Raw genomic sequence first — 10,270 nt, forward strand, 5'->3', positions numbered from 1 at the left:
GTGCTACCCCTTATTTCTTGCCGCGGCGCGAGACGATCATGGAAGTAGTACGCTTGTTGCTGCGTGTCTTCTTACCCTTAGTCTGTTGGCCCCAAGGCGAAACTGGATGACGACCAGCTGCTGTTTTACCTTCACCACCACCGTGCGGGTGATCGACCGGGTTCATGACCACACCGCGAACGGTAGGACGAACACCGCGCCAGCGCATCGCACCAGCTTTACCGATTTTACGCAGGCTGTGCTCGGCATTGCCGACTTCACCAACCGTTGCACGGCACTCGATGTGCACGCGACGTACCTCACCCGAGCGCAGACGCACTTGAGCGTAGGTACCTTCACGTGCCATCAGCACAACGCCAGCGCCGGCGGTACGTGCCATTTGGGCACCTTTACCTGGCAGCATTTCGACGCAATGCATCACGGTACCGACTGGGATGTTACGGATTGGCAAGCAGTTACCCGATTTGATCGGTGCTTCCGAACCGTTCATCACGCTGTCGCCAACGGCCATGCCTTTGGTTGCGATGATGTAGTGACGTTCGCCGTCGGCGTAGCACAACAGAGCGATATTCGCGGTGCGGTTTGGATCGTATTCGATACGTTCCACTTTCGCTGGAATACCATCTTTGGTGCGCTTGAAGTCGATCAAGCGATAGTGTTGCTTATGACCACCACCGATATGACGGGTGGTGATGTGACCGTTGTTGTTACGACCAGCGGTCTTGGATTTCTTTTCAACCAGGGCAGCGAACGGACGACCTTTGTACAGGTCGGCATTCACCACCTTTACCATGCCGCGACGGCCTGGCGAGGTTGGTTTCATCTTAACGAGTGCCATTATGCAGCCTCCTCGGAGAAGTTGATTTCCTGGCCAGGCTTCAGGCACACGAAAGCACGCTTGGTATGGTTACGACGACCGTTGAACTTGCCGGTGCGCTTTTGCTTACCTTCGCGGTTTGCAGTTTGCACGGACAGAACTTCAACCTTGAACAGCAGTTCGACCGCTGCCTTGATTTCAGGCTTGGTTGCATCCGGCAGTACGCGGAATACAATTTGCTCGTTCTTTTCCGCGACCATGGTGGCCTTTTCGGAAATCACGGGCGCCAACAGCACCTTCATCAAGCGTTCTTCGCTATGTTTCAAAATCGCGCTCATGCCAGCATCTCCTCAATCTTGGCCAATGCAGCTTTGGTGACCAGGATCTTCTTGTAGAACACCAGGGACATCGGGTCTGCGTGACGTGGCTCAACGACGAGTACGTTAGGCAGGTTGCGCGATGCCAGTTCCAGGTTTTCGTTCAGAACGTCGGTGATGATCAGAACCGAATCAAAGCCCAGGCCGTTCAATTTTTGCGACAGCAGCTTGGTTTTTGGCGCGTCGATCGTCAGATCGTCGATGACGATCAGGCGCTCTTCGCGAGCCAGCTGCGACAGGATCGAGCAGATACCTGCGCGATACATTTTTTTGTTCACTTTGTGGGTGAAGTTTTCGTCAGGCGAGTTCGGGAAAATCCGACCACCGCCGCGCCACAGTGGCGACGACGACATACCAGCACGCGCGCGGCCGGTACCTTTTTGGCGCCATGGCTTTTTCGTCGTGTGGTGAACTTCTTCACGGTCTTTTTGCTTGCGGTTACCACTACGTGCATTCGCTTGATAAGCGATGACGACTTGGTGGATCAGCGCTTCATTGTAGTCACGGCCGAAAATCGTATCGGCTGCAGCAACGTTCGAGGCGGCTTGACCTTGCGCATTCAGAAGCTTGAGTTCCATCGTTTAAGCTCCCTTCTTGGCTTTGGTTTTGATGGCTGGCGAGACAACTACCTGGCCATTTTTCGCACCTGGAATCGCGCCTTTGACCAGCAACAGCTGACGGTCGGCATCGATACGGGCGATCACGAGGTTCTGGATCGTACGGTTAACGTCACCCAGATGACCGGTCATGCGCTTACCAGGGAAAACGCGACCTGGATCTTGTGCCATACCGATGGAACCTGGAACGTTATGCGAACGCGAGTTACCGTGCGTTGCACGGCCAGAAGCGAAGTGGTAACGTTTGATAACGCCTGCATAGCCTTTACCGATGGTAACGCCTTGCACGTCGATCTTTTGACCGACTTCGAACAGGGAAGCAGCGACAACATCGCCAGCTTTCAATTCAGCGGCTTTAGCAGCGTCAACGCGGAACTCTTTCAACAGAGTACCGGCTTCAACACCAGCTTTAGCGTGATGACCAGCAACAGCTTTGGTCACGCGGGAAGCGCGACGTTGACCGAATGCGACCTGAACAGCGGAGTAACCATCTGTTTCAGGGGTTTTGATTTGCGCAACACGGTTGTTCGATACGTCCAACACGGTGACAGGAATCGAATCCCCTTCATCCGTGAAAATGCGCATCATACCAACCTTGCGACCGAGAAGGCCTAGGCTCATTTTTTCTCCATTCCCACCTGCGATTGGGCGGGGCTTGTTTAACTACAAAGTAACGTAGGACTCAAAAAAGACGAATCCATACCGAAGCCGGCTAGTATATAGCACAAAAACCCTTGACGCAACAAGTTAACACGAGGTATGTCAAAGTGTTGCGCGACGCCCCTGCAGGAGTTGTCGAACACCTCCCGCAATTGTCGCAGCGCCTCGTCAAAATGAGCATCCATGCGCCCTGACGCCACAAAAAGAAGGGCGCGGGCCAGGCTTGTACCCCGTCCGCGCCCATGCGTCATGCGAGTCGCTGGTCTAGCCGTTGCAGCGCTCCAGGCAATGTTGGAGCAGGTCACGGCAAATCGGGCTACCGCCCAATGAACCGGTGCAGCCGACATAGCTGCTGTCGCAGCGCGAACGGCATTGCCAGACATCCTCACTCGCCGCGGCATACGCGTAACCGGCACTCAGGCCACAGGCGAAGAGGAAAAAAGCCAGTTTCTTGATCATGGTGCTGTCTCCAGGTTGTTATGTTGGAATGAAAGGAACTGCCCGGTGGCGGCAAGCCATCCTTCCTGCCGCCCGCTATTACTCCCGCAACACACAATACCGTGCTGCCCGGAAAGCAATACCAAAGACTACCGTAAACAATACCAACTTAAAACCAATTATTTTCCAAATCAGCAATCTTTTTCATGCATCACTGGAGCAGGCTCTGACGATTGCTGCCCTCCCCTGCCTACCTGATACCAGTCCACCTTGCGCGTCGCCACCATGATGGCGGCCAGCACGGCGAACAGCAGGATGCTGCCCATCACCAGCGCATTGTTTTCCGAGCTCAGCAAGCCATACAGGGCGCCATACAGCACGGTCAGCGCCACGCCGAAGCCGATCCCGCGCCAGGCGTTGTGCAGCACGTGCACCAGATAGAAGCTGGTCAGCGCGATGCACGCGGCGCTGGCGATCAGATAGGCGGCCAGGAAGGCGATATGCTCGGCCAGGCCCACCAGCAGCAGGAAGAAGATCACCAGCGACAGGCCCACCAGCAAATATTGCACCGGGTGGATCGGCAGGCTTTTCAGGATTTCAAAGATGAAGAAGGCGGCAAAGGTCAGCGCCACGAACAGCAAGCCATATTTCGTGGCCCGGTCCGACTGCGAATACACGTTCACCGGCTCGATGAAGCCCACGCTGAAGCGGTCAATCTGGCCCAGCGGGGCGCTGTCGGGCACCTTGAATTCCCCTTCGATCGTGCTCAGTTGCGTTTGCGCATTGGTGGCCAGCGACGAGATATTCCACGCCACACTGAAACCCTGGGCATCGATCTGGCGATTCTTCGGCGACGGCAGGAAGCGCCCGCCAAACTGCGGATGGGGCCAGTTCGACTTGATCTGGATCTGGCTGTTCTTGGCCACCGGCACGAAATGCTGGCGTTCGATGCCATCGAGGCCCAGGTCAAAGCTGAAGCGCACCTGTTGCGGCGCCGCCAGGGGCATGGCGCCCAGCGGCGCATGCAGGCCGCTGCGGAAGGCAAACAGGTCGGTACCCTGCTCGAACTCGATCTTTTGTCCGCCCCAGTCGATTTTCGGAATATTGCGGATGCCGCGCACGTCCTCGATGGAAAGGGCGACGAAAGGCTGACCCAGGGTCATGCGCGAGTCCGGCGACTTGCGCGGCAACTGGCTGCTGGCCGGCACCGTGAAGTCGCCCTTGAACGCATGCTGGCCGCTGTAGACCAGCACCTGGTGGATGCCGCGGTAACGGCGGTCCGTCTCGATGTTGCCGTTGATCTGCAGATCGTTCGGGTACACGAGCAGGCGACGCTGCACCAAGCGGCGCAGCAACTCCGTGCGCGCAGGCGCTTTCGCTTCCTTGTCATCACCCTTGGCCACTTCCACGCGCTCTTCGTACTGCTCCGTGTAGGGAATCACGAGGATGGGGCCGATGATGGTTTGTTCGCGCACCGAATCGGCGGCGATGCTGTTGACGGCTTCCTGGCGGAATTCCATCCGCTCCTTGATCGTTTCCTGAATCATCAGCAAAGGCAGGCCGATCAGCAACATCAGGCCGAACACGATCATCGCTTTGACTAAGAGAGTTTTTTGCATGGCGCATCCTTGAAGTAAGGCGGCCAGTGTAGGAAAGCTGTATGCGCTGACGATGCAGTCTGTGTGAAGCCTGTAAATATAGTGCGCTAAGCCAGCGGCAGACACAGGCACGCGCAGGCACCGCCTTCCGCATGATTGAGCACCTCGACCGTGCCGCCATGCAGGGAAGCGACCTCGCGCACGAAAGGCAGGCCCAGGCCCGTGCTTTTACCGGCGCTCGGGCGCGGCAAGGAGTAGAAGCGCTCGAAGACGCGTTCGAGCGCATATGCGGGGATGCCCGCGCCGCGGTCACGCACGGCAATTTCCACCTGGCTACCCTGGCGCCGCGCCGTCAGGTCGATGCAGCTGCCGGGCGGGGCGAAGCCGGCCGCGTTATCGAGCAGGTTGCCCAGCGCCTGGCGCAGCAACAGGGGGTCGCCCGCCACGCTCGCCTCGTCGTGCTGCAGCTGCAGACGCACGCCGCGCGCCGCCAGGGTGGCGGCCGCATCCTGCGCCACTTGCGCCAGCAGGGGCGCCAGCGCGATGCGCTCAGGGTTATCCAGGCGCTGCTGCTTTTCCACGCGCACCAGGGCCAGCAGCTTGTCGATCAGTTGCCGCTGGCGCGCATTCTGCTCCAGGATGCTGGCGAGAAACTGGCGGCGCTCGGCCGGCGGCATGTCTTCCTGCAGCAGCTCGGCAGAGGCCTGGATGGCGGCGATCGGGCTTTTCAATTCATGCGCCAGCGTGTGCATCAACTGCTCCACATACTCCTTGCCCTCCAGGCGCGTGCGCATCGCCTCCAGCGCCCGCCCCAGGGTGCCGATCTCGTTCTGGCCCAACGCCGGCAGCGCCACCTTGCGCCCCGCTTCCACGTCGCCGATGTAATGCATCAACTTGCCCAGCGCATGGTGCAGCCACCAGGCGAATGCCAGGCCGATCAGCAGCGACAGCAGCAACAGCACGGCGCCGCGCTGCAATATCTTGCGCTGGCTGCGCTCGACAAACGCCTGCACGCTGGCATTCGGCTTGGCCACCGTCAGCACGCCGATCACCTCATTGCCGTCGCGAATCGGCGCGGCCACGTGCATGACCGTCGACATCTCGTCGTCTGGCCGGCTGCGCGTGCTGCGCGCACCATACTTGCCCTGCAAGGTGAGGTACACGTCATTCCAGCGCGAATAGTCGCGGCCCACGTCGCGCCCGCTGGAATCGAACAGCACGATGCCATGCCGGTCCGTGATGGTGATGCGGTAATCGAGCGTGCGCTTGCGCACACCGTTGATATTGACGTCCACGCCATGGCGCGCGTAATCCTGCATGCGTTCTGCCACGGGCGACTGCGCCAGCCTGCCCGCCTTTACGTCGGGTGCCACCAGGCTGGCCAGCAGCTGCGAAGTATCGACCAGGGTGTCTTCCAGGGTCGAGCGCACACCGGGCTTGACCTGCTCCATGAAGACGTTCAGCAGGAACCATGCGGCCAGCCCGACGATCAGGAAGTAGCCGAGCAGGATGCGCAGGCCGATCTTCATGCGCCGGCCAGGCTGTAGCCGAGGCCACGGTGGGTGTGGATGGGGTCGACTTGCGCATCGATGGCGCGCAGCTTGGCGCGCAGCGATTTGACGTGCGCGTCGACGGTACGCTCGAGCGTGTCCGGCGCCCCGCTCCACACGCGCTCCATCAGCTGCGCGCGCGACAGCACGTGACCGGGATGCGCAAGCAGGGTTTTCAGCAACAGGTATTCATAGCGGGTCAGGTCCAGCGGCTGGCCGTGAAAGAGCACCTTCGCCTCCAGCGCGCGCAATTCGAAGCGCGCCGGCGCGGCGACAGGCGCGACTATCGTCATGCCAGTCTCGCGGGGAGCTTGCGCGGCACCTGCGCGGCGCAGGATGACGCGGATGCGCGCCACCAGTTCGCGTGGCGAAAACGGTTTCGTGACGTAATCGTCGGCGCCGATTTCCAGGCCGACGATACGGTCGATCTCATCGCTGCGGGCCGTCAGGAAGATCACCGGCACCTCGGAAAACTGGCGCAGCCGGCGGCACACTTCCAACCCGCTCATGTCGGGCAAGCCCACGTCGAGCACCACCAGAACGGGCATCTGCGCGGCTTCGCCGGGCGTTGGACGCAGCGCGGCCAGGGCTTGCTCGCCCAACATCACATGGCGCGGCGCAAAGCCGTCCGTGCGCAAGGCATAGGCGATGCTGTCGGCAATCGCCTGTTCATCTTCCACGATCAGGACAGTCTTGGACATGGCGGCGGCACGCAGTAGTGGACAGACCCGGAGTATCCCTGAAGCACGCAAGCGGCGTCAATCGCGCGCCTTGCCGCGCGCCGGCAAAAAGCCACCCGCCCAAAAAAACTTATAGTATATTTATCGCAGCAAGACTCCACTGATACACCGTGTTTGACACCCGTCCGAGGAGACTATGAAGAACCATACCATCAGCCTGCTATGTGCCGTCAGCCTGCTGGCCGCCTGCGCGGCGCCAGCGACGATCACCACCTCCAACGCACAACAAGACGCCTGCAACGCGGCCGAGCTCAAGGGCCAGTTTGGCGAAGCGGAACTGGCTTGCGTACAGGCGCTGCGCAGCGCCGAGCAGGCCGGGGCCAGCGCGGACATCCTCTCGCAGCGCCAATACAACCTGGGCCGCATCAAGCGCTTGCAGGGCAAGAATGCCGAAGCGGAGCAACTGTACCGGCAAGCCCTGGCCACGGAAGAAGCGGCGCAGCCACGCAGCGATGCGCGCGTCGGCCGCCGCATGGTGGAACTGGCGTCGGCCCTGGCCGCGCAAGGCAAGTGGCAGGAAGGCACAGGCTATCTGGAACGCGTGCTGCCGTTGCTGCCGAAGCTGTCGTCCGCGTCGCGCACGTATTCCGCGGAAGTGCTGCGCCAGTACGCCAGGCAGTTGCAAGGCGGTCCGCAGGCCGCATTGGGCGCGCGCTTCGACGCGGTGGCGGCCAGCCTGCAATGAGCAACTCCCGGGCCCGGCCTAGGGCTGGGCGACGTGGATGCTGGCCTTGATGTGCTTGAGGTGGGCCACGATGGTGAACGTCATCACCACCAGCAGCGACCAGGAGCTCCATTTGCTGACATGCACCACCGACCAGGCGCCAAGCTGGTTCGGATAGCGCCACACGCCCCAGAAAGTGCTGATGTTTTCAGCCAGCCAGATAAAGAAGCCGACCAGCACGAAACCGAGCAGCAAGGGCATGCTGCGGTCGCGGTCGAGCGGACGGAACACCACGGTGGTGCGCGCATACAAGCCCAGCGCGCAGGCGGCCAGGTACCAGCGATAGTCGCCGATGTAATGGTGAGTAAAGAAGTTGGCGTAGATCAGCACAGCGATCAGCACCGCCATCCAGTATGGCGGATGGTGGCGAATCCGCATGTCGAGCAGGCGCCAGGTCTGGATGATGTAGCTGCCGACCGCCGCATACATGAATCCCGAAAACAGGGGAACGCCGAACACTTTGGTATAGGCAAAGTCGGGATAGCTCCAAGACTGGATCGTCCCCGATACCTTGAATACTTCCAGCGCAAAGCCCACCGCATGGAACAGGCAAATGGCTTTCAGCTCATCCCACGTTTCCAGTCCGCTCCAGACCATTGCGGCCTGGATCGCCAGCGCCAACAGCAGCAGCACGTCATAGCGCGGCAGGCCGAACAGGCCGGCGCGCGGCACCAGGAACACGGCAGCAAAAAACAGCCCCACGAACAGGCACGACCTCGCCTCCTTGATGCCGAAATACAGAAATTCGGTCAGGAAGCGCGGCCAGCCGCGCAGGCGCTGGCGTGGAGTCGCATTTAACAGGTGGGTATCGAGGGCATTGAGCATGCAGCAACTTTATCGACGGGCTGCAGCACTGTAAAGCGATTTTGCACACACAGGCAGGTGGCGCCAGCGTTAGGCCGGCCAATGGCAATGGGGCCGGGCGCACTCACGATCGTGAGCAGGCCCGGCCCCATCATCAGGCAGCGGGACACCCCGCCGGCCTGGAACAGCTGTCAATACCTGATGCTACGGTGTTGTCAGCTGCCCTGAAAACTCTTATTGCAGTTTGATTTCGACATCAACACCAGCTGGCAGGTCCAGCTTCATCAGCGCGTCAACGGTTTTGTCCGTTGGGTCAACGATGTCCATCAGGCGTTGGTGCGTACGGATCTCGAACTGATCGCGCGAAGTTTTGTTGACGTGCGGGGAACGCAGCACATCGAAACGTTGAATACGGGTAGGCAGTGGTACTGGGCCTTTGACGACAGCGCCGGTGCGCTTCGCGGTTTCAACGATTTCCAGAGCGGACTGGTCGATCAGCTTGTAATCGAAAGCCTTCAGGCGGATACGGATTTTTTGGTTTGGTGCCGACATGATATTTCCTTAAAAGAACGAACCGCGCGGTCTGCACGGCAATGAGGTCATACGGGAATTTCTGACGCTACAACCGTCAGGGTCGACATGATAGCACCAAAATGCTTGCCAACCCCGGCAGTTGAATAAAAAGAAGGGCGCCGGGCGACGACGCGTCTTCTTTTCTATCGCTTAATAATTAAGCGATGATTTTTGCAACAACACCAGCGCCGACGGTACGGCCGCCTTCGCGGATAGCGAAGCGCAGACCTTCTTCCATCGCGATCGGGTTGATCAGCTTGACGGTGATCGACACGTTATCGCCTGGCATGACCATTTCTTTGTCTGCTGGCAACTCGATCGAACCGGTTACGTCCGTCGTGCGGAAGTAGAACTGTGGACGATAGTTGTTGAAGAATGGCGTATGACGGCCGCCTTCGTCTTTCGACAGAACATAGATCTCGCCGGTGAAGTGAGCATGCGGCTTGATCGAGCCTGGTTTTGCCAGAACTTGACCACGTTGCACGTCTTCACGCTTGGTGCCGCGCAGCAGCAGACCAACGTTGTCGCCTGCTTGACCTTGGTCCAGCAGTTTGCGGAACATTTCCACGCCGGTGCAAGTCGTTTTGACGGTATCGGTGATACCAACGATTTCGATCTCTTCGCCGACTTTAACAATGCCGCGCTCGATACGACCGGTCACAACGGTACCGCGACCCGAGATCGAGAACACGTCTTCTACTGGCATCAGGAACGCACCGTCAACAGCGCGCTCTGGCGTTGGGATGTAAGCATCCAGCGCATCGGCCAGACGCAGCACTGCGTCAACGCCCATTTCGCCTTCTTTGCCTTCCAGCGCCATACGTGCCGAACCTTTGATGATTGGCAGGTCGTCGCCTGGGAATTCGTACTTCGACAACAGCTCGCGCACTTCCATTTCAACCAGTTCCAGCAGCTCTGCGTCGTCGACCAGGTCGCACTTGTTCAGGAACACGATGATGTATGGAACGCCAACTTGGCGGGCCAGCAGGATGTGTTCGCGGGTCTGTGGCATTGGGCCGTCAGCTGCGGAGCACACCAGGATCGCGCCGTCCATCTGGGCAGCACCGGTAATCATGTTTTTGATGTAATCGGCGTGGCCTGGGCAGTCAACGTGCGCGTAGTGACGCGTTTCCGTTTCGTACTCGACGTGGGCGGTGTTAATCGTGATACCGCGCGCTTTTTCTTCTGGAGCTGCATCGATCTGGTCGTATGCTTTAGCTTCGCCGCCGAATTTCTTCGACAGAACCGTTGCGATTGCAGCGGTCAGCGTGGTTTTACCGTGGTCGACGTGGCCGATGGTGCCGACGTTGACGTGCGGCTTGGTCCGTTCGAATTTACCTTTTGCCATTTTATTCTTCCTTAGAACAATGAT

At 59.4% G+C, this 10,270-nt stretch carries 12 protein-coding genes; 1 reads left to right on the top strand and 11 read right to left on the bottom strand.

The genetic code is table 11. The annotated features are described in order from the left end of the window. Window positions 1–10: 10 nt before the first annotated feature. From rplB to creB, 8 genes are all read right to left on the bottom strand, one after another. A complete protein-coding gene (gene rplB / locus CLU94_RS11675) occupies window positions 11–838 on the bottom strand; it encodes a 50S ribosomal protein L2 (protein ID WP_034753198.1) in 828 nt (275 codons plus the stop codon). Continuing rightward, window positions 838–1,155 carry a 50S ribosomal protein L23 gene (gene rplW, locus CLU94_RS11680; protein WP_010394398.1) on the bottom strand — a complete coding sequence of 106 codons (318 nt, stop codon included), beginning with the start codon at window positions 1,153–1,155 and terminating at the stop codon, window positions 838–840. Before rplW ends, rplB begins: the two co-directional genes overlap by 1 nt. After that, a complete protein-coding gene (gene rplD / locus CLU94_RS11685; RefSeq protein WP_034753197.1) occupies window positions 1,152–1,772 on the bottom strand; it encodes a 50S ribosomal protein L4 in 621 nt (206 codons plus the stop codon). The genes rplW and rplD overlap by 4 nt, the downstream gene beginning before the upstream one ends. 3 nt (window positions 1,773–1,775) lie before the next feature. After that, window positions 1,776–2,432: a 50S ribosomal protein L3 gene (gene rplC, locus CLU94_RS11690; RefSeq protein ID WP_010394393.1), complete on the bottom strand. Its 657-nt coding sequence runs from the start codon at window positions 2,430–2,432 to the stop codon at window positions 1,776–1,778. Window positions 2,433–2,735: 303 nt separating this feature from the next. Next, a complete protein-coding gene (locus tag CLU94_RS11695; RefSeq protein ID WP_077398840.1) occupies window positions 2,736–2,930 on the bottom strand; it encodes a hypothetical protein in 195 nt (64 codons plus the stop codon). A gap of 170 nt (window positions 2,931–3,100) precedes the next feature. Next, window positions 3,101–4,528 carry a cell envelope integrity protein CreD gene (gene creD, locus CLU94_RS11700; RefSeq protein ID WP_099665738.1) on the bottom strand — a complete coding sequence of 476 codons (1,428 nt, stop codon included), beginning with the start codon at window positions 4,526–4,528 and terminating at the stop codon, window positions 3,101–3,103. A gap of 86 nt (window positions 4,529–4,614) precedes the next feature. Further along, window positions 4,615–6,036, bottom strand: coding sequence for a two-component system sensor histidine kinase CreC (gene creC / locus CLU94_RS11705; protein ID WP_099665739.1), 1,422 nt, complete (start codon window positions 6,034–6,036; stop codon window positions 4,615–4,617). Next, window positions 6,033–6,758: a two-component system response regulator CreB gene (gene creB, locus CLU94_RS11710; protein WP_099665740.1), complete on the bottom strand. Its 726-nt coding sequence runs from the start codon at window positions 6,756–6,758 to the stop codon at window positions 6,033–6,035. Before creB ends, creC begins: the two co-directional genes overlap by 4 nt. A 175-nt stretch (window positions 6,759–6,933) precedes the next feature. Between creB and CLU94_RS11715 the strand changes: the two genes are divergently transcribed. Continuing rightward, window positions 6,934–7,482, top strand: coding sequence for a tetratricopeptide repeat protein (locus CLU94_RS11715; protein ID WP_099665741.1), 549 nt, complete (start codon window positions 6,934–6,936; stop codon window positions 7,480–7,482). An 18-nt stretch (window positions 7,483–7,500) separates the two neighbouring features. On the opposite strand, the gene CLU94_RS11720 is transcribed toward CLU94_RS11715, so the two are convergent. The 3 genes from CLU94_RS11720 to tuf all read right to left on the bottom strand — a co-directional run bounded on the left by CLU94_RS11720 (window position 7,501) and on the right by tuf (window position 10,246). Then, entirely contained in the window at window positions 7,501–8,346 is an 846-nt protein-coding gene (locus CLU94_RS11720; protein ID WP_099665742.1) for a DUF817 domain-containing protein, read from the bottom strand. Between the two features lie 213 nt (window positions 8,347–8,559). Then, entirely contained in the window at window positions 8,560–8,877 is a 318-nt protein-coding gene (gene rpsJ / locus CLU94_RS11725) for a 30S ribosomal protein S10 (RefSeq protein WP_010394389.1), read from the bottom strand. A 178-nt stretch (window positions 8,878–9,055) separates the two neighbouring features. Beyond that, the gene (gene tuf / locus CLU94_RS11730; protein ID WP_077398776.1) at window positions 9,056–10,246 is read right to left on the bottom strand and encodes an elongation factor Tu; all 1,191 of its coding nucleotides are present in this window, start codon (window positions 10,244–10,246) and stop codon (window positions 9,056–9,058) included. Window positions 10,247–10,270 lie beyond the last annotated feature (24 nt).

This window comes from Janthinobacterium sp. 13 (assembly GCF_002749695.1).
Classification (GTDB): domain Bacteria; phylum Pseudomonadota; class Gammaproteobacteria; order Burkholderiales; family Burkholderiaceae_D; genus Janthinobacterium; species Janthinobacterium kumbetense.